The sequence below is a fragment of the Flavobacterium sp. AK-301 genome (genome assembly GCF_058310215.1).
The window spans coordinates 75,388-95,927 of sequence record NZ_JBZEES010000005.1; the positions used below are offsets into that span (position 1 = coordinate 75,388).

Genomic DNA, 20,540 nt, shown 5'->3' on the forward strand with positions numbered 1-20,540 from the left:
AAAGAAATCTCTTTTGATAGCCGTACTAAAAGCTATGAATATCATTTACTTAATCCTGATATTGGTTATTATTATAGAATTCGTTGGGGAAAATAATAATTTCAGAACAAGATAAAATATTTTAGCTTGTTGGTATTTCATTTAAAGGATATAGGGGTAAAAATCTACTAGAAGAAGAAAAGCTTTCTGAGTTTTAATCAGAAAGCTTTTTTTAATTTTTTATGTAGGATCGATATAATTTAGAACTGTCTAATTAATCGAATGATTTAATAATCGGATAATATGAAATATCTTTTATAGAATTCTTTGTCTTACTGCTTCATATAAAAAAGCACCACAAGCAACAGAAACATTCAGAGAAGAAATAGTTCCATACATTGGTAATTTTGCTTTTTCATCTACGAATTTAAGTACAGAAGGATTAATACCTCTGTCTTCAGATCCCATGATAATAGCAACAGGTACTGTTAAATCGATATCATAGATATTTGAATCTGTTTTTTCAGTTGCAGCCACTGTTTTAATTCCCGAACCCTGAAGATAAAAAATAGCATCTTTGATATGTTCTACTTTACAGATTGGAATGTTAAATACAGCTCCCGCAGATGTTTTAACCGTATCTCCGTTTACAGGAGCCGCTCCTTGTTTCTGAATAATGATTCCATTTACACCAGTACATTCAGCTGTTCTGATAATAGCGCCAAAGTTTCTGGCGTCAGAGATTTGATCCAGTATTAAAAATAAAGGTGTTTTTCCTGATTCAGTGGCCGTATTGATTAGGCTTTCCATGTCATGAAATGCGATAGGAGAGATTGTTGCCACAGCTCCCTGATGATTGTTAGGAGTAAGACGATTTAGTTTTTCAACAGGAACATATGAAAAGTTGATGTTATTTCTTTTCATTACCTTCATTAAATCCTTCATCAGCTCGCCCTGAGCCTCTTTTTGTATAAATACTTTATCTATTTCTTTTCCGGACTGTATCGCTTCAATAATCGCTCTGATTCCAAATATCTGATGTTCTTTTTCCATTTGGCAAAGATATAAAAAAGAGGGTTCTTTAAAGACGTATTTTGGGTTAATTCATTTTCTTTGTTTTAGTTGTTTCTGTTGCTTGATTGTCGGTTATTAATCTTTAATAAATATAATGAGATTTCTTCCTGCAAGGTTTTTTTGAACCTTGTAGGTGTTCTGAATAAAATAAATTCTTATAATAATGATGTGTAATAAAGTTGAGAACTATCAATTAAAAACTATCCACTAAAAAAACGCAAAAACCCCGATCCAAAAATTTGGATACGGGGTTTTCTATGAATTAACCTTATTCTAATTATGCTTGTGGAGCATCTTTTTTCTCCTCACGCGGAGGTCTTGGCAATAAAGCCTTTTTAGACACTTTTGCTTTTTTAGTTTTTGGATCGATACCCATGTATTTCACATCAAAAACATCACCTAGTTTCATTACATCAGCAACATTTTCAATGCGTTTCCAGTCAATTTCGGATACATGCAGTAATGTTTCTTTACCAGGAACAAATTCTACAACAGCACCAAAATCGAGGATTTTTACCACTTTTACAGTGTATGTTTCTCCTTCAACCGGTGAGAATATTGAGTTCTGAACAGAAGAGATAGCTTTTTCGATTCCATCAGGATCAGTTCCCAGGATTTCGATAATACCTAAATCCCCTTCCTCATTAATAACAATTGTAGTTCCTGTTTCTGCCTGTAAAGCCTGAATGTTTTTTCCTCCAGGTCCGATGATCGCTCCAATGAAATCTTTAGGGATTTCCATTTTAATGATTTTTGGGGCTTTTGGTTTAACAGTAGCATTTGGAGTTGCAATAACCGCGGTTAATTTACCTAAGATATGTAAACGACCATCACGAGCCTGTTCTAAAGCTTTCTCCATAATATCATATGCAAGACCTTCGATTTTTATATCCATCTGACAAGCAGTGATACCGTCAGCAGTACCTGTAACTTTAAAGTCCATATCTCCTAAGTGATCTTCATCGCCAAGAATATCAGATAATACAGCCCATCTTCCTGTTTTGCTGTCAGAGATTAATCCCATTGCAATTCCGGAAACCGGTTTAATCATTTGAACACCTGCATCCATTAATGCTAATGTACCCGCACAAACAGTTGCCATAGAAGAAGAACCATTAGATTCTAATACTTCTGAAACAATACGGATGGTGTATGGATTCTCATTAGGAATCATGTTTTTTAAAGCACGTTGTGCTAAATTACCATGTCCAACCTCTCTTCTTGAAGTACCTCTTAAAGGTTTTGCTTCACCTGTGGAGAAAGGAGGGAAGTTATAGTGTAAGTAGAATTTTTCTTCACCTTGTTCTGTCGGTGAATCAATAACATTAGCTTCACGAGAAGTACCTAATGTTACAGTAGCTAAAGCTTGAGTTTCACCTCTTGTAAATAAAGCAGAACCGTGAACAGAAGGAAGGTAATTCACCTCACACCAGATTGGTCTGATTTCTGTTGTTTTTCTTCCGTCAAGACGTAAGCCTAAATCCAGAATAACATTACGCACCGCTTCTTTTTGAGTTTTGTAGAAATATTTAGTAACTAAATCTTCGTTTTCTGCTAATTCTTCCTCAGAGAATAAAGCTTTTACTTCTTCTTTTACTAAATCAAATTTCTCTGTTCTTTCATGTTTAGAAGTTCCTTCTTTTGCGATAGCATATACTTTATCGTAAGCAGCAGTGTGAACTGCTGAAAGAATATTTGCATCTTCTCTTTCTCCTTCATACGTTCTCACTTCACCTTTTCCAGCAATAGCTTTTAGTCTTTCCTGTGCAGCGATCTGAACTTTGATAGCTTCGTGAGCAAATTTAATAGCTTCCACCATTTCTTTTTCTGAAATTTCTTTCATCTCACCTTCTACCATAGCAATAGAGTCTTTAGAAGCACCGATCATCATGTCGATATCAGATCTTTCTAAATCTTGTCTGCTTGGGTTGATTACGAATTTACCGTCAACTCTTGCTACACGTACTTCTGAGATCAATGTTGCAAAAGGAACATCAGAAATAGCTAATGCAGCTGAAGCGGCTAATCCTGCTAAAGCATCCGGCATAACAGTATCATCATGAGACATTAACTGAATCATAACTTGTGTTTCTGCATGATAATCATCCGGAAAAAGTGGACGTAAAACACGATCCACTAAACGCATGGTTAATATTTCGCTGTCGCTTGGTCGGGCTTCACGTTTGAAAAAACCTCCCGGGAAACGTCCGGCAGCGGCAAATTTTTCACGGTAATCTACCGTTAAAGGTAAAAAGTCAACGGGGCTGGCTTTACGAGCAGATACTACTGTTGCAAGCAACATTGTATCTCCCATTTGTACCATTACAGCACCGTCAGCCTGTTTTGCCAGTTTTCCTGTTTCGATTGAGATGCTTCTTCCATCTCCTAAATCGATAATTTCTTTGGTAACTTTAGGAATCATAAATTTAAATTCTAAATTAAACAATGGGTCTTAGTTGTGTAGTTGTTGTGTGTAGTTATCTGTAACCCAATGAAAAACCAAACTTTTTTTTGGCAAAATATATAAAAACAAAAAGAGGCACGTTGGCGCCTCTTTTTATGTTGATTATTTTCTAATATTCAATTCTTTGATAATCTCACGGTATCTATTGATCTCTTTTTTCTTTAAGTAATCCAGTAAACTTCTTCTTTTACCTACTAGTTTTACAAGAGAACGCTCAGTATTATAATCGTGACGATTTCTTTTTAAGTGTTCTGTTAAGTGGTTAATTCTAAAAGTAAAAAGGGCGATTTGTCCTTCAGCTGAACCTGTGTTTGTAGCTGTTTTACCGTGTTTTGCGAAAATTTCGCTTTTAACTTCTTTAGTTAAATACATGCCAATATTATTTAATGATTCTTATGTATAAGACATATCTATTATGTCAAGGCGCAAAATTACTATTTATTTTTGAACAGACAATTAAAAAATGAAAAATTGTTCAATTGTTTATTAATAAGTTGATTCTGTGTCTTGTTTGTTTAATGATTTAAAGCCTAATGTTTTAGATGATCTTTAAAATAATTTTGCAATAGAATGATTTACAAATTCCAGAAAGTACTCATCTTCTTTTGTAAAAGGGTCAAGTACATTAGAGTCGATATCGATTTGTCCTATATTTTTTCCTTCAACAAACAGAGGAATTACAATTTCAGATTTAACGGTAAAACTACAGGCAATATAATTATCCTGTGCTTTTACATCCGGAACAACAAAATTCTCATTTGAAACAGCCACCTGTCCGCAGATTCCTTTTCCAAAAGGGATAACAGTATGGTCAGTTGGTTCTCCGGCATAAGGTCCTAATATAAGTTCTTCTTTATCTCCGTTTCGGAAGTAAAAGCCGACCCAGTCATAATAATCAATATTATCTCTCAGTAAGTGACAGATTTGTAAAAGCTTTTCTTCTCTTATTGTTTTATTATGAGAGAGTATATCTGTTACTTTTGGTTTTAGTTGTTCAAAATTCATGTGGGTTGCTTTTTATACAAAAGTAGCTGTTTTTTATGAAATTGTGAGATGTTTTCTATAAGAGGTAAAATGTTTTGTGAGAAAGGTAAGAGGGCTATCGGTTTCCTTCCTCTATATTCCCCTATTTCACATCTCACATTAAAAATAATGTTTATTTTTAAAATTTTAAGTACTTTTGCGCCCAAATCATGGTTATATAGATGAATATCAAGAAATGTACACTTTACTTTTTGACTCTTATGCTGCTGTTATCTAACAGTGGTATGGCTCTTAGTGTGCATTATTGTGGAGGAGAAATAGCTTCTGTTTCTTCTATTTATTCTATAGATGAAAGTTGTAAGATGCCAGTTAAAGAGATTGAGAAATCTCATTGTGCGGAAAACGAAGAAAATCATTCTAAATGTTGCGATGATGAAATAATCAGTTTACAGGATAAATCAGATACGGTTATTGTTAAAACATTTTCTTTTAATGTTGACTCTTTTTTCTTTTTTGAAGAATGGAAGCCGTTGTTTTTTCTAACTGATGTAGTTGCAATTTCAAATTCACCTGTGACTTACTATTGTGATGCGAATGCACCACCTCTCTTTAAGCTCTATTGCCAATATACTCTTTACGCCTAATTTTAATGTTTATTAAGACGATATGATCGTATTTTTTTGCGATCCTTTTAAATTTTTAAAACATTAAAATTATTGTTATGCATAAACAAATTATAGCTTTATTATTTGTAATATTTTCTGTTTCAGTTTCTTCTCAGGAAACAGTTCTAAAAGGAATACTATATGAAGCATCATCCGCTACAAATAAAAAATTACCGTTATTCGGAGCCAATGTAGGCTGGTTAAATACAAGTATCTGGACACAAACAGACGAAAAAGGAGAATTCTCAATACCCTATAACCAGGAGAATAATCGATTGATTGTAACTTTTGTTGGATTTAAAACAGATACTATTACAGTTCATAATACCAATTTTATAAAACATGCTCTTTCAGAAGAAAATTCTTTAGAAGAAATCGTAATACGTCAGAAAAGACAAAGTCTGCAACGTTCTTATCTGCAAACAGCAAATGTTCAGACGTTAAGCAGTAAAGAATTATTAAAAGCGGCCTGTTGTAACCTTTCAGAAAGTTTCGAAACAAATCCGTCTATTGATGTTAATTTCTCAGATGCTATTACAGGGAGTAAACAAATAAAAATGCTGGGATTGACCAGTCCTTATATTCTGATTACTGAAGAAAATATTCCCTCTGTTCGAGGAGCTTCACAAGCCTATGGATTGTCTTTTACTCCCGGAACCTGGGTAGAAAGTATTCAGGTTACTAAAGGAGCCGGTTCTGTTGTAAATGGCTTTGAAAGTATCTCAGGTCAGATCAATACAGAATTAATTAAACCGATAAATGATATTCCGTTTTTTCTGAATCTGTATGGTTCAACAGATAGTAGATTTGAGTTGAATACCCATTTTAATAAAAAGATAAGTGATAAATGGAGTACCAGTTTATTTCTTCATGGTAATGCAAGAGTTGCAAAAAATGATATGAATGACGATGGATTTTTAGACAATCCGTTAGGGAAACAGATAAATGTATTAAACCGCTGGCAATATACCAATGCAGAAAAAGGTTGGGTTAGTTTTTTAAATTTCCGTTATATGAAAGATGAAAAACAGGCTGGGGAAATGGATTTTGATAAGAAAAGAGATAAACTTACTACAAATTATTGGGGGTCTGAAGTAAATACAGAGAAAATAGATGTTTCTACAAAACTGGGGTATGTTTTTCCGGATATGCCTTTTCAGAGTATTGGATTTCAAACCGCTTTCAATAGTCACAAACAAGATTCTTATTTTGGTTTAAATCAATATAATATAGACCATAAAAGTTTATACTCCAATCTGATATTCAATTCTATTATAAGCAATACAATGCATAAATTTGCGACAGGTCTGAATTTTATGTATGATCATTATGATGAATTTGTAAACACAAGTGATTTTGGAAGAACCGATAATTCCATTGGTGCTTTTTTTGAATATACTTATGATAACACCGATAATTTCAGCTTTGTAGCAGGAGGAAGATTAGATACACATAACAGATTGGGAACCTTTTTTACTCCAAGAGTTCATATGCGCTATAATCCATGGGAAAAAGCGGTACTTAGAGTTTCTGCCGGAAGAGGAAAACGAAGTGCAAATATCTTTGCTGAAAATCAGCAGTTGTTTGCTTCAGCAAGAAAATTTGAAATTCTGAATGCAAATGGAAAAGTATATGGTCTGGATCCGGAAATTGCATGGAATTATGGTATTAGTTTTATGCAGGGATTCTCCCTTTTTCATAAAAAAGCAGAAGTAGTAGTAGATTTTTACAGAACTGATTTTCAGAATCAGGCTGTAGTAGATTTATATCAGGGACCACAACAGGTTTTATTCTATAATTTAGATGGTAAATCGTACGCGAATAGCTTTCAGTTAGAGTTTAATTATGAATTCAGTCAGTATTTAAGCTTAAGAACAGCTTATAAATATTATGATATTCAGACAGATTACCTGAGTGGTAAAGATGAAAGGCCCTTGCAGGCTAAAAATCGTTTATTTGCAAATTTGTCCTATGAAACCCATGTAGGAGAGAAAGGACAGCAATGGAGGGTCGATTATACCTATAACTGGATGGGAAAACAAAAATTACCAAATACAGCATCTAATCCGGAACAATACAGATTACCAAATTTTTCTTCTGCCTTTTCTTTGATGAATGCTCAGGTAACACGAGCTTTTTCTTCAACGTTTGAAGTGTATGTAGGAGGTGAGAATATCACAAATTACAGACAAAAAAATGCAATAGTAGGAAGTAATGATCCTTTTGGTACTTATTTTGATAGTTCAATGATATATGCTCCAATTTATGGAAGTATGTATTATGCCGGTTTACGTTTCAAGATAAAATAAATAAGAAAATTTAAAAATAAATAAATATGAAAAATATAGTTTTTATTCTGTTAACAATATTAATGAGTGTGTCAGTATTTGCACAGGAAAAAAAGAAAAATGCTAAGCATGAGATTGAAGTAAATGGTAATTGCGAGCTATGTAAAAAAAGAATTGAAAAAGCAGCATACAGTGTTTCAGGAGTAAAGTCTGCAGTCTGGCAGCCGGAAGATAAAACATTACGTTTGATTATGAATGAGCAAAAAGCTGATGAAAAAGCAGTAAAGACGGCAGTTGCTAAAGTAGGTCATGATACAGATGAAATAAAAGCAACAGATGAAGTCTATAATAATTTGCATCATTGTTGTATGTATGAGAGAAACTAAAATAAAAAAAGTCCCAAATTATGATTTGGGACTTTTTTTTGTATTCTGGGTTTACAGGAGTGAAAAAAGGAAGTGAAAAAGAGAGATGGTTGCTAGTCGGTTTTGATAATTATCAGGTAATACCGAATTAATATTGTGATCAGACTGTTGAAAAAAGTTAGAGCAGATTTTTATAAGAGATTTTTAAAATTTCTCATTTGTAAGCTATTACGAAGAAATCATTGTGATAAAAAAGTAATTTCGATTCAAGGACTATGTTTTTTTTTCATTTTTTAACTTAAATCAAAAAAATTATAATTACTTTCACGACCCTAAAACGGAATTAAATGAAAAATAACAATAAGCTATTTATAGCAATAATAATAGCGTTAGTGTTAGGAGTAGCCTTAGGAGGGTGGATACACTATGATGAACAGATCAGTTCAAAAGAGTTTTCTAAAAATGTAGGACTTTTAGGGACTATATTTATCCGTTTGGTTCAAATGATTATAGCTCCTTTGGTCTTTTCAACTTTAGTAGTTGGAATAGCAAAGATGGGAGATATGAAAATGGTGGGACGAGTAGGAGGTAAAGCAATGGCTTGGTTTATATCAGCTTCCTGGATGTCTTTGTTAATAGGATTGATATTAGTAAACTGGCTAGAGCCGGGAAAAGATGTTAAGCCACCTGAAGCAAATTTAGAAGCTGCAAAAGAATTATTAAAAACGAGTCATGAATTTTCAATAGAAACATTTGTAGTTCATATTGTTCCCAAAAGTATATTTGAGGCGATGGCGACTAATGAAATTCTTCAGATTGTAATATTCTCTATAATATTTGGTATAGCGTTAGCAGCATTAGGAAAAGTGGGGAAACCTCTTATGAAATTATTGGAAGCACTTGCAAAAGTAATTCTGAATATGGTTGGTTATATTATGTGGGTAGCGCCATTCGGTGTTTTTGGAGCAGTATCTGCAGCTGTAGCAAGTTATGGTTTCGAAATATTTGTTGTATATGCAAAATACTTGTTTGCATTCAGTTTAGGTATTCTTGCTTTATGGGTAGTTCTATTAATAATAGGATATTTGATTTTAGGGAATCGTTTATGGGAATTACTGAAAAGAATAAAGAGTCCTTTGTTGATTGCTTTTTCGACAACCAGTAGTGAAGCTGTTTTTCCAAAATTAACAGAAGAATTAGAAAAATTTGGTTGTCCAAGTAAAATAGTTTCCTTTACTTTACCATTAGGATATTCATTCAATTTAGACGGAAGTATGATGTATATGACTTTTGCAAGTATTTTTATTGCACAGGTTTATGAAGTGCACATGCCTCTTAGTCAGCAGTTCATCATGTTATTAGTGTTGATGATTACCAGTAAAGGTGTTGCAGGTGTGCCTAGAGCTTCTTTATTAGTGGTTGTGGCAACATGTACTATGTTTGGAATTCCACCGGAAGGAATACTTTTAATACTTCCGATAGACCATTTCTGTGATATGGCGCGTAGTATGACAAACGTATTAGGGAATGCATTATCTACTAGTGCAGTAAGTAAATGGGAAGGTGAACTTGGAATAGGGAGCAAAGAAGAGTAGTTATTATTTTAGATATTTTTAGATGGATAATTTTGATTGGAAACAGCTTATAAATCCGGAATTCTATATTAATATGGAAATCGGAGGAGTAGGTATTGGGCTTTATGTGGTTCTTTTTATAATTTTTGCAGAGACAGGGCTATTTGCTGGTTTTTTCTTGCCTGGAGACAGTTTGCTGTTTTTAGCAGGTATATACAGCAGACAGCTGATTGAGTTGTTATTTGTAGTTGAAAGTGATTTTTTAAATGTTGCTCTTTTAGCCAGTATGATCGCATTAGCAGGTATATTAGGTAATATCGTAGGATATTGGTTTGGAGCAAAAAGTGGAGAGTATCTTTATAATAGACAGGATACATTCTGGTTTAAGAAAAAATATTTATTTCAGTCCAGAGACTTTTTTGAGAAGTATGGAGGAAGAGCAATTGTTTTTGCTAGGTTCTTACCGGTGTTCAGAACATTTGCACCTATTGTAGCCGGGATTGTTTTGATGGATAAGAAAAAATTTATGTTGTATAATATTGTAAGTTCCATATTATGGTCTTTCAGCTTATTATTGGCAGGGCACTATTTATATGATATTTTTCTAAAGAAATTCGGGATTGATTTAAAGGAGCATATAGAGGTCATCATTATTGTTATAGTGTTGTTTACAACCGTTCCTGTATTGTTCAAATTATTAAAAAAGGGACCAAAGAAAGAAGAGGAACAATTGTAGTATAAGAATTGTATTTCTGCTTCATTAATATAAACAGGCTGTTCATAGAACAGCCTGTTTTGTTTTTGTGTAATTATTTCATATAAAAACATATGCCTGTCTGTATCTGTAGTAGAGAGGCACAGCTGTGCCTCTCTACTACAGATACAGGATGGATGCGTTATGGTATTAGGATAAATGAATAAAAAAAGCAGGTTGTTTTAAACAACCTGCTTTTTAGAAAATTAATTATTTTATATTACATCATGCCCGGCATACCACCCATTGGAGGCATTCCACCACCAGTATTTTCTTCTTTAATGTCAACTAAAGCACATTCAGTAGTAAGGATCATACCAGCAACAGAAGCAGCATTTTCAAGAGCTACACGAGTTACTTTTTTAGGATCAATAATACCGGCTTTTAACAAGTCTACATATTCGTCTGTTTTTGCATTGTATCCAAAATCACCTTTTCCTTCGGCTACTTTAGCTACTACCACAGACCCTTCTAAACCAGCATTTTCTACAATAGTTCTTAAAGGAGCTTCTACTGCACGAGATACAATCTGAATACCGGTAGCTTCATCAGCATTGTCTGCTTTTAATGAAGATAAGGCGTTTTTAGCTCTTAAAAGGGCTACGCCACCACCAGCAACAATTCCTTCCTCTACAGCGGCTCTGGTTGCGTGTAATGCATCATCAACTCTGTCTTTCTTTTCTTTCATTTCTACTTCAGAAGCAGCACCAACATAAAGAACGGCAACACCACCAGCCAATTTAGCCAAGCGTTCCTGTAATTTTTCTTTGTCATAATCAGAAGTTGTTGTTTCCATTTGACCTTTAATCTGATTTACACGATTTTTGATCATTTCTGCTTCACCGCTACCGCTAACGATCGTTGTGTTGTCTTTATCGATAGTTACTCTGTTACAAGTACCTAACATTTCCAGAGTAGTGCTTTCAAGGGTATACCCTCTTTCTTCGGCGATTACAGTACCTCCGGTTAAAATAGCAATATCTTCTAACATTGCTTTTCTTCTGTCTCCAAAACCAGGAGCTTTAACAGCTGCAATTTTTAAAGAACCTCTTAGTTTATTTACTACTAAAGTAGATAGAGCTTCACCGTCAACATCTTCAGCAATGATAAGTAAAGGTTTTCCTGATTGTGCGATTGGTTCTAATACAGGAAGTAATTCTTTTAGAGAAGAAACTTTTTTATCATATAAAAGAATATATGGATTTTCAAGTTCTACTTCCATTTTTTCTGAGTTAGTAACAAAGTAAGGAGAAAGATATCCTCTGTCAAACTGCATACCTTCAACAACATCTACATACGTATCTGTTCCTTTAGCTTCTTCAACAGTAATAACACCTTCTTTTCCTACTTTATCAAAAGCTGTAGCAATTAATTCACCAATGATTTCATCATTATTAGCTGAAATAGCTGCAATTTGTTTTATTTTTTCAGAAGATCCACCCACTTCTTTAGCTTGTTTCGCTAAGTCAGCAACGATAGCTTCTACTGCTTTATCGATACCTCTTTTCAAATCCATTGGATTAGCACCTGCAGCAACGTTCTTTAATCCTTCTTTTACAATTGCCTGAGCAAGTACAGTAGCTGTTGTTGTACCGTCTCCTGCTAAATCATTTGTTTTTGAAGCAACTTCTTTTACCATTTGTGCTCCCATATTTTCCAGAGTATCTTTTAATTCGATCTCTTTTGCTACAGAAACACCATCTTTTGTTACAGTTGGTCCGCCAAATGCTTTTCCAATAATTACATTACGACCTTTAGGTCCTAAAGTTACTTTTACTGCATTTGCTAATGCATCAACTCCGCGTTTTAAACCGTCACGAGCTTCAATATCAAATTTTATTTCTTTTGCCATTTTAGTAGTCTTTTTTTGCTTTTAAACATTTAAGTTAAAATTTCTATATTTTTTTTAGATTATTGCAAGAATATCATCTTCTCTCATGATAAGGTAATCTTTACCTTCAAGTTTTAAATCTGTTCCGGAGTATTTTCCGTATAAAACGGTATCTCCAACTTTTACAGTCATTGTGTGATCTTTAGAACCGTTTCCTACAGCTACTACAGTACCTTGTTGTGGTTTTTCTTTTGCAGTATCGGGAATAAAAATTCCAGAAGCTGTTTTTGTTTCTGCTGCTATAGGTTCAATAAGAACTCTATCTGAAAGAGGTTTGATTTTTAATGCCATAATATATGATTTTGTTATTACTTAATTGATTGCTATGAAATAGACAGAAATTATGCCAATTGGTTAAATTGCCATTTTTGGTTAAAAAAAAATGTCAACACTGACATGCTGACATTTTCTATAACTAAGAATATTATTATGCTATTATTTATTCTGTTTTTTCAGTAGTAGTTGTTGGTGTTGCAGTCGGTACTTCCTTTTGTACAGGTGGTACGGTAGCAGTAGGAATCGCTTTTTCATCTATGATTTTTGAACCTCCGGCACTTCCGCCATCAAAACTTAAACCGGATAATAAAATTAAAACGATTAGTATGGTACCTAAAGCCCAAGTACTTTTATCTAAGAAATCTGTAGTTTTTTGTACACCACCCATCATCTGAGAGCTTCCAAAAGTAGAAGATAATCCACCACCTTTAGGGTTTTGTACCATAATAACTATGATTAATAGGAAACAAACTATTGTTATTAAAACTAAAAAAATTGAAAATGTATTCATCGTTTAATTATTATTTTGTTGTAATGTCTTTATATCGTCAATTCGGTCTGCAAAGAAAGTACTTTTTTCTGGATATTTCAAAATTAAAATTTCATATGCCTGAATTGCTTTTTGATATTTTTTCTGTTCAAGGTATACTTTAGCTAAAGTTTCGGTCATTAAATAAGCGCTGTCCTGAATGTTTTTCTCTGAAATCGCAATGTTTATAGTACTTGTTTTACTGGCTATGATTTTTGGATTGGTTTCAATAAATTTATCAATCAGGTCTAATTTTTTTTGTCTTTCAGGATCTAATTCGTCAAAAAAATCTTCTTTTATTGGATCATCCTCTCTTTTTACAGTATGAAAATTAGATAACTGAAGCCATTCCTGAAAAGAATATTTCTCTTCTTTAGAAAAATCCAGAGGTTTTCCGATAGATAATTTTTCTTCTATTGATTCAGTCGTATCTTCTTTACTTTCTTCTGTTGATTCTTTCTCTATAATAAGTGAAGCTTCTTTTATGGTATTTTTTATAGATTCTTCGAGAGTGTTGGTCGGTAGTTCCTGTTTTTCTTTTTCAGTACTGATACTTTCTGTAGTTTCAATATGAGAAGGTATCTCCTCTATAGTAGAGACAGGTTCTTTCTGAACAGAAATAAAATGATCAGAGGTAATGAAATCAAATAAGACAGTTCTATCTGTAGTATGAGCAGCAGTAATTTTCAGAGCATGATTGTATTTAAAACTATTCTGATCATACAATCCTTTTAAGCGTAAGGCTCTTGCACTCTGAAAATATGGAAATTCATCCAAAATTTTTTCCAAAGAAAGAGTCTGCTCGTTATTAATAGCATTTGAGTTATTTAGTAAAGATATGTAATCTGTTAAATTCAAAATTAAAATTTTAGTATTACCATTTTGCTAGAGAAGCATTAAAAACATCTTGTGTAATTCTTTCAAAGATTGCATCTAAAGCTTCATTTAGTTTTGCTCCTGTTAATAATTCCGTTCCATTATAATCATAGTAAAAAGAAAATCTTTTTTCAAAATCATCAGTAGGTGTGTTTTTATTTGTAAAACGGACATTTACTGATAAAGAAAGCCTACTCTGAGCAGCAGTTTGATTAGCTGTAGCAGTCATTGGACTTACTCTGTATTCAACAATTTCACCTTCATATACTAAATCACCCCCGGAAGTTACCAGGTTTAAGTTAGTTTGATTTTGGATTAGATCCTGTAATTCCAGTGTAAATGTTCTTTCAATTCCCGGTTCAATTAAGGGAGCATTGTTCTGAAAGTAATTCACCTGAAAAGTATTAGCGTCAATTTTTCCGGTTCCGGTAAAGTTGTAAACAGAACAACTACTGAAACAAAATAAAATTACTATAATAAAAGTTATGTTTTTAATTTTACTCATATTCTTTTTTGAAAATTTAAATAAACTATAAATCAAATTGTTTTATTTTTCTGTATAAAGTCCTTTCGGAAATACCCAATTCATCCGCTGCAGCTTTTCTTTTTCCTTTATTTCTTTCTAGGGCTTTTTTTATCAATTCGATTTCTTTTTCTTCTAATTTTAATGTTTCTTCTTCTTCAACTGTTTCTGCAAAAAGGTAATTGTCTTCCGGTTCCTCAAAGACTTCCTTTTGATTATTAACCGGAGGTCTTAAAACAGACACATGTGGTTCTTCTTCAAAATCAATTTCATTTTCATTATAAGAACCATAGATTTTTTTTATCAGATTCTGATTAGCTTCCTGGGTTTTAAGACTTCCTTTCTGCATTAATTCCAGAGTTAGTTTTTTTAGATCATTTAGGTCGCTTTTCATATCAAAAAGCACCTTATAAAGAATTTCTCTTTCATTGCTGAAGTCACCTTCGTTCTTTTTATTTTTAATTATTGCCGGAAGATTAGTCTCTTCATGAGGTAAGTAAGATTGTAATGTTTTTAATGAAATATTTCTATTGGTTTCTAATACAGATATCTGTTCGGCAACATTACGAAGCTGGCGAATATTTCCATTCCAACGGAATTTTAATAATAGTTCAACAGCGTTATCTTCTAATCTGATAACAGGCATTTTGTATTTATGAGCGAAATCAGAAGCAAACTTTCTGAATAACAAATGAATGTCTTCTTTGCGATCTCTTAAAGGAGGAAGTGTTATCTCTACTGTGCTTAATCTATAATAAAGATCTTCTCTGAAACGTCCTTTTTCTATTGCTTCAAACATCTGAACGTTAGTTGCAGCTACAATTCTTACATTTGTTTTCTGTACTTGGGAAGAGCCAACTTTAATAAACTCTCCATTTTCAAGAACACGTAATAGCCGTACTTGTGTGGTAAGAGGCAATTCACCTACTTCATCTAAAAAGATAGTACCACCGTCAGCTACTTCAAAATAGCCTTCGCGAGTGCTTGTAGCACCGGTAAAAGATCCTTTTTCATGGCCAAAAAGTTCACTGTCGATTGTTCCTTCCGGGATTGCACCACAGTTTACAGCAATATATTTACCATGTTTTCTGTGTGAAAGAGAATGTATGATTTTAGGAATACTTTCTTTACCAACTCCACTTTCTCCGGTAACCAATACAGAAATATCTGTAGGAGCAACCTGAATAGCTTTTTCTATTGCACGATTTAATTTCGGATCATTCCCGATAATTTCAAATCGTTGTTTTGTTGCTTGAATAGACTCCATTTATTATTCTTTAATTTCCGATATTCGGAGTTTGTATTTTATTTTCTGTTTTATTTCTTAGGATATAAGAATAGAAAACAGAAAGATTATGGTTTAATTATCAAGTGCTATTGAAACAGGGTCACCTATCAGTGTTCCGGATGTACAGTCTGTTATTTTAACTAGTACAAAATCACCTATTTTAAAATCTGCTTTAGGGAAAACTACAGTAGTGTTTTCCGAATTTCTTCCGGACCAATGCATGTCTGATTTTTTTGATATTCTTTCAACAAGAACTTCAACTGTTTTGCCTATATACATTTTATTATTGTTTAAACTATGTGTTTGTTGCAGATCAATAACTTCCTGTAAACGATGGTTCTTTACTTCCTCAGGGATATCATCTTTCATTTTTCTGGCAGCCATAGTTCCTGGTCTTTCAGAATAGGAGAACATATAACCAAAATTATACTGTACATATTCCATCAAACTTAAAGTATCCTGATGATCTTGTTCTGTCTCTGTTGGGAAACCGATAATCATATCCTGAGATATGGCACAGTTCGGAATAATTGTTTTAATCTTATCAATAAGTTCTATATATTCCTCACGAGTATGTTGACGGTTCATTTCCTGTAAAATTCTGGTGCTTCCGGATTGGACGGGAAGATGAATATGATTACAGATGTTTTTATATTTAGCAATAGTGTGTAAAACACTTTCATGCATATCCTGTGGATTAGACGTTGAAAAACGAATTCTCATTTTAGGAAAGGCTTTGGCAACCATACTTAATAATTGAGAAAAATCAGTGGCAGTTGCTTTTTGTATTTCACTGGCTTTTTCAAAATCTTTCTTTAATCCGCCACCATACCATAAATAACTGTCTACGTTTTGACCTAATAATGTAACTTCTTTAAAATTTTTATTCTCCAGATCAGTTATTTCTTCTAATATACTTTGAGGATCACGACTACGTTCACGACCACGAGTAAAAGGTACTACGCAAAAAGTACACATATTGTCACAACCACGAGTAATAGAAACTAATGCAGAAACGCCATTAGTTTGTAAGCGAACAGGTGAGATGTCTCCATACGTTTCATCTTTAGATAAAATAACATTTACTGCATTTCTTCCACTTTCTACTTCCAAAAGTAGATTCGGCAAATCTTTATAGGCATCAGGACCTACTACAAGATCTACTATTTTTTCTTCTTCAAGAAACTGGCTTTTTAAACGTTCTGCCATACAGCCTAGTACCCCTACTTTCATTTTAGGGTTGGTTCTTTTTACAGCATTATATTTTTCTAATCTTTTTCTGATTGTTAATTCTGCTTTGTCCCGGATAGAACAAGTGTTTATCAGTACTAAATCTGCTTCTTCAAGAATCTGAGTTGTATTATAACCTTCATTTGCCATGATTGAAGCGACAATTTCGCTGTCTGCAAAATTCATCTGGCAACCATAACTTTCTATAAATAACTTACGTTTATTATTTTGTTTTTGTTCTAATACAAGAGTCTGACCTTGTTTATCTTCTTCAATTATCTTTTCCATAAAGTATCAACTAGGGAATTGTTCCTTAATTTGCAAAGATAGAATTTATAAAATAAAAGGTGACATAATGACAGAGTAAAAATCTAGTTTTATTTTATATCATTGCATCAGTTTTTAATATAATCTTTTTAATATATATAATTATGGATTTTTCAGTAATAAATTCTAAGATAGAGAATAGTAAGCCAATGGATTTTGGCAACATATTGAGTAAATCATTCGATTTATTTCAAAAAGTATGGGTTCAGGGATTTCTGATGGTTTTGGCTATGTTTGTAATGATGATGGTAGTTGTAGGGATTATTGTATTTCCTCTGATAATTTTTATGGATGGGGAATCTATTGTTTCAGACGGTGTTTCAGATATAATAGGAGGAATTATTCTGATTATTTCAATAATTGTAGGGTTTTTTGTGATATGTGCTATAATGATTGGTTTCATAGCAGGGTTTTTTACAGTATGTAAAGAGAAGGATTTTGGAGAAAATTCCGGTTCCGGAGATTTATTTCGGTTTTTTTCCGGAAAATATATTTTAAAAACATTTATTCTGGGAACAATATATTTTGGAATAATGATTATTGGATATATGCTTTGTTTCTTCCCTTTAATATATCTGTCTGTCCCGTTAAGTTATTTAATTGTAATTTATGCTTTTAATCCGGAGTTATCTGTTTCTGAAATTGTGAAGGTTTCCTTCAAAATAGGGAATAAAAACTGGATAATGACTTTCTTGTTGACTTTAGTTGCAGGAATGATCGCACAGATGGGGATTTTTCTTTGTGGTATAGGAATTTTGTTTACAGTGGCTTATACTTATGTGCCAATATACTTGAGTTACAAGGCTTTTATAGGTTTTGAAAAAGAAGATGAAATTGATGAAATTGGACGAATTGAAGAGGGAATAAGTGATTAATTAATTGTTCGGGTATCATTGTTTATAAAAAATCATATACTTTTGTCCCACAAAAATAAGAGAAATGGCAAAGAATTTAGTAATCGTGGAGTCGCCTGCTAAGGCTAAAACTATAGAAAAATTTTTAGGAAAAGATTTTCAGGTAGAGTCAAGTTACGGACATATTGCTGACTTGCCTTCAAAAGAATTAGGTGTGGATGTTGAGAAAGATTTTAAACCTAAATATGAAGTTTCTTCTGATAAAAAAGCTTTAGTAAAAAAGCTTAAAGATTTATCTAAAGCAGCAGATACTGTTTGGTTGGCGAGTGATGAGGATCGTGAAGGAGAGGCTATTGCATGGCATTTGGCAGAAGAATTAAAATTAGATGAGAAGAAAACAAAACGTATTGTTTTTCATGAGATTACTAAATCAGCTATTCTTAAAGCAATCGAAAATCCAAGAGGTATTAATTACGATTTGGTTAATGCGCAACAGGCAAGAAGAGTGTTAGACAGACTGGTGGGGTATGAGCTTTCTCCTGTGTTATGGAAAAAAGTAAAAGGAGGATTATCAGCAGGAAGAGTACAGTCTGTTTCTGTTCGGTTGATTGTAGAAAGAGAACGTGAAATCCAGAATTTCAAAACAGAAGCTTCTTATAGTATTGTTGCAGAGTTCTCGAATGAGGCAGGAAAAGTGTTTAAAGCAAAACTACCAAAGAATTTTGCTACAAAAAAAGAAGCGGAAGAATTTTTAAATAAAAATACGGGTTCTGATTACAAAGTTTCTGATCTGGAGACAAAACCAACAAAAAAATCACCGGCAGCACCTTTTACAACTTCTACTTTACAACAGGAGGCGGCAAGAAAATTATATTTTCCTGTAGGAGTGACTATGATGATGGCGCAAAGACTATATGAGGCTGGGTTAATTACCTATATGAGAACAGATAGTGTAAATCTGTCTAATGATGCAGTAGAAGCAGCAAAGGAAGAAATTATAAAGTCATATGGTAAAGAATACAGTAAACCGAGAACTTTTGCTAATAAAAATAAAGGAGCACAGGAAGCACACGAAGCAATTCGTCCTACAGACATGTCAAGACACTCTGTTAATATAGATCGGGATCAGGCAAGATTGTATGATCTGATATGGAAAAGAACCTTAGCTTCTCAAATGAGTGATGCGCAGTTAGAAAGAACAAATGTTAAGATAGAAGCATCAAATCATAAAGAATTATTTACAGCAACAGGAGAAGTTTTACTTTTTGAAGGATTTTTAAAAGTATATCTTGAAGGACATGATGATGAAGAGGAAGAGCAGGAAGGAATGTTACCTATAATGAAAGTAAATGAAAAGTTATTGAATAATTATATTACAGCAACAGAACGTTTTACAAGACCGGCTGCCAGATATACAGAAGCATCTTTAGTGAAAAAACTAGAAGAACTGGGAATAGGTAGACCATCGACTTATGCTCCGACAATTTCTACTATTATTAATAGAAATTATGTTGAAAAAGGAAATTTTGAAGGTCAGGAAAGAGGATATATTCAATTAGTATTTCAATCCGGAAAAATAGTAGAGAAAAAATTAAAAGAAAATGTTGGTTCAGATAAAGGAAAATTAGTTCCGACAGATATTGGGACGATTGTAAATGACTTTTTAGTAAATCATTTTGAAGCGATATTAGATTATAATTTTACTGCGAAGGTAGAGCAGGATTTCGATGAAATTGCTTCCGGAAATGAGAATTGGACTAAAATGATGAAAGATTTTTATAATAAATTTCATCCAACAGTTGTTGAAGTAGAAGCAAATGCAGAAAGAGAATCAGGTGAAAGAGTTTTAGGTATAGATCCTAAAACCGGAAAAAAGGTAAGTGTTCGGCTAGGAAAGTTTGGTCCTATGGCACAAATTGGGGAAGCAGATGATGAAGAAAAAAAATTCGCAAGTTTAATGTCCGATCAGAATATAGGAACAATTACACTTGAAGATACTTTGAATTTATTTTTACTTCCAAAGGCTTTAGGGAATTATAAAGGAGAAGAGGTAGAAGTGAATAATGGTCGTTTTGGGCCTTATGTACGTCATGGTAAAACTTTTATTTCGTTACCAAAAGGAGAAGATCCACTGGATGTAACATTAGAAAGAGCAGAAGAACTGATTAAAGAAAAAGAAAAGGCAGATGCTCCAATTGCAACTTATAAAAATGAAGCTGTACAAAAAGGAGTAGGGCGTTTTGGTCCTTTCATTAAATGGAATGGAATGTTTATTAATGTAAACAAGAAATATAATTTTGATAATTTATCTCAATCCGATATTGTAGAATTAATAGAAGATAAATTACAGAAAGATATTGATAAAGTAATTCATAACTGGGAAGCAGAAGGCATTAAGGTAGAAAAAGCACGTTGGGGCAGATCAGTAATTACTAAAGGAAAAATAAAGATTGAATTAAGTAAAGATGTTGATGCTGCAAAGCTGACTTTAGATGAAGTGAAAGAAATGATTGCTAAAAAAACTCCTGAAAAGAAAGCGACTAAGACAACAACAACAACAAAGACTACTGCAAAAAAAACAGTAACTAAAAAGAAATAA

At 33.1% G+C, this 20,540-nt stretch carries 18 protein-coding genes; 7 read left to right on the forward strand and 11 right to left on the reverse strand.

All coding sequences use genetic code 11. The annotated features are described in order from the left end of the window. Window positions 1–294 precede the first annotated feature (294 nt). The 4 genes from rlmB to AC4FQX_RS09480 form a co-directional block, all read right to left on the reverse strand. On the reverse strand, window positions 295–1,032 hold the full coding sequence (gene rlmB, locus AC4FQX_RS09465) for a 23S rRNA (guanosine(2251)-2'-O)-methyltransferase RlmB (protein ID WP_491167447.1): 738 nt from the start codon (window positions 1,030–1,032) through the stop codon (window positions 295–297). 298 nt (window positions 1,033–1,330) lie between these two features. Continuing rightward, complete coding sequence (locus AC4FQX_RS09470) at window positions 1,331–3,475, reverse strand: polyribonucleotide nucleotidyltransferase (protein ID WP_491167448.1); 2,145 nt, start codon at window positions 3,473–3,475, stop codon at window positions 1,331–1,333. 144 nt (window positions 3,476–3,619) lie between these two features. Continuing rightward, the gene (gene rpsO / locus AC4FQX_RS09475; RefSeq protein ID WP_491167449.1) at window positions 3,620–3,889 is read right to left on the reverse strand and encodes a 30S ribosomal protein S15; all 270 of its coding nucleotides are present in this window, start codon (window positions 3,887–3,889) and stop codon (window positions 3,620–3,622) included. A 177-nt stretch (window positions 3,890–4,066) separates the two neighbouring features. Beyond that, window positions 4,067–4,522, reverse strand: a complete 456-nt coding sequence (locus AC4FQX_RS09480) for a GAF domain-containing protein (RefSeq protein WP_491167450.1) — start codon at window positions 4,520–4,522, stop codon at window positions 4,067–4,069. 200 nt (window positions 4,523–4,722) lie between these two features. Here AC4FQX_RS09480 and AC4FQX_RS09485 point away from each other — a divergent pair, with 200 nt between their 5' ends. The 5 genes from AC4FQX_RS09485 to AC4FQX_RS09505 all read left to right on the forward strand — a co-directional run bounded on the left by AC4FQX_RS09485 (window position 4,723) and on the right by AC4FQX_RS09505 (window position 10,129). Then, window positions 4,723–5,145 (forward strand): HYC_CC_PP family protein, encoded by a 423-nt coding sequence (locus AC4FQX_RS09485; RefSeq protein WP_491167451.1) that lies wholly within the window; start codon window positions 4,723–4,725, stop codon window positions 5,143–5,145. A 77-nt stretch (window positions 5,146–5,222) separates the two neighbouring features. Then, the gene (locus AC4FQX_RS09490; RefSeq protein WP_491167452.1) at window positions 5,223–7,475 is read left to right on the forward strand and encodes a TonB-dependent receptor; all 2,253 of its coding nucleotides are present in this window, start codon (window positions 5,223–5,225) and stop codon (window positions 7,473–7,475) included. Between the two features lie 26 nt (window positions 7,476–7,501). Further along, window positions 7,502–7,840 (forward strand): heavy-metal-associated domain-containing protein, encoded by a 339-nt coding sequence (locus AC4FQX_RS09495; protein WP_491167453.1) that lies wholly within the window; start codon window positions 7,502–7,504, stop codon window positions 7,838–7,840. A 326-nt stretch (window positions 7,841–8,166) separates the two neighbouring features. Beyond that, window positions 8,167–9,414 carry a dicarboxylate/amino acid:cation symporter gene (locus AC4FQX_RS09500; protein ID WP_491167454.1) on the forward strand — a complete coding sequence of 416 codons (1,248 nt, stop codon included), beginning with the start codon at window positions 8,167–8,169 and terminating at the stop codon, window positions 9,412–9,414. 22 nt (window positions 9,415–9,436) lie between these two features. Further along, window positions 9,437–10,129: a DedA family protein gene (locus AC4FQX_RS09505; protein WP_491167455.1), complete on the forward strand. Its 693-nt coding sequence runs from the start codon at window positions 9,437–9,439 to the stop codon at window positions 10,127–10,129. Window positions 10,130–10,367: 238 nt separating this feature from the next. Here AC4FQX_RS09505 and groL read toward each other — a convergent pair whose 3' ends face one another. The 7 genes from groL to miaB all read right to left on the reverse strand — a co-directional run bounded on the left by groL (window position 10,368) and on the right by miaB (window position 17,048). Then, window positions 10,368–11,999: a chaperonin GroEL gene (gene groL / locus AC4FQX_RS09510; protein ID WP_491167456.1), complete on the reverse strand. Its 1,632-nt coding sequence runs from the start codon at window positions 11,997–11,999 to the stop codon at window positions 10,368–10,370. A 54-nt stretch (window positions 12,000–12,053) separates the two neighbouring features. Then, window positions 12,054–12,329, reverse strand: a complete 276-nt coding sequence (locus AC4FQX_RS09515; protein WP_491167457.1) for a co-chaperone GroES — start codon at window positions 12,327–12,329, stop codon at window positions 12,054–12,056. A gap of 148 nt (window positions 12,330–12,477) precedes the next feature. Next, the gene (gene secG, locus AC4FQX_RS09520; protein ID WP_491167458.1) at window positions 12,478–12,825 is read right to left on the reverse strand and encodes a preprotein translocase subunit SecG; all 348 of its coding nucleotides are present in this window, start codon (window positions 12,823–12,825) and stop codon (window positions 12,478–12,480) included. Window positions 12,826–12,828: 3 nt separating this feature from the next. Then, a complete protein-coding gene (locus tag AC4FQX_RS09525) occupies window positions 12,829–13,701 on the reverse strand; it encodes a tetratricopeptide repeat protein (RefSeq protein ID WP_491167459.1) in 873 nt (290 codons plus the stop codon). Between the two features lie 16 nt (window positions 13,702–13,717). Further along, entirely contained in the window at window positions 13,718–14,224 is a 507-nt protein-coding gene (locus AC4FQX_RS09530; protein ID WP_491167460.1) for an LptE family protein, read from the reverse strand. Between the two features lie 25 nt (window positions 14,225–14,249). Then, window positions 14,250–15,509 carry a sigma-54 interaction domain-containing protein gene (locus AC4FQX_RS09535; protein WP_491167461.1) on the reverse strand — a complete coding sequence of 420 codons (1,260 nt, stop codon included), beginning with the start codon at window positions 15,507–15,509 and terminating at the stop codon, window positions 14,250–14,252. 93 nt (window positions 15,510–15,602) lie between these two features. After that, on the reverse strand, window positions 15,603–17,048 hold the full coding sequence (miaB, locus tag AC4FQX_RS09540; protein WP_491167462.1) for a tRNA (N6-isopentenyl adenosine(37)-C2)-methylthiotransferase MiaB: 1,446 nt from the start codon (window positions 17,046–17,048) through the stop codon (window positions 15,603–15,605). A 143-nt stretch (window positions 17,049–17,191) separates the two neighbouring features. On the opposite strand from miaB, the gene AC4FQX_RS09545 reads away from it, so the two are divergent. After that, entirely contained in the window at window positions 17,192–17,962 is a 771-nt protein-coding gene (locus tag AC4FQX_RS09545) for a hypothetical protein (protein WP_491167463.1), read from the forward strand. A gap of 64 nt (window positions 17,963–18,026) precedes the next feature. Next, window positions 18,027–20,540, forward strand: coding sequence for a type I DNA topoisomerase (topA, locus tag AC4FQX_RS09550; protein WP_491167464.1), 2,514 nt, complete (start codon window positions 18,027–18,029; stop codon window positions 20,538–20,540).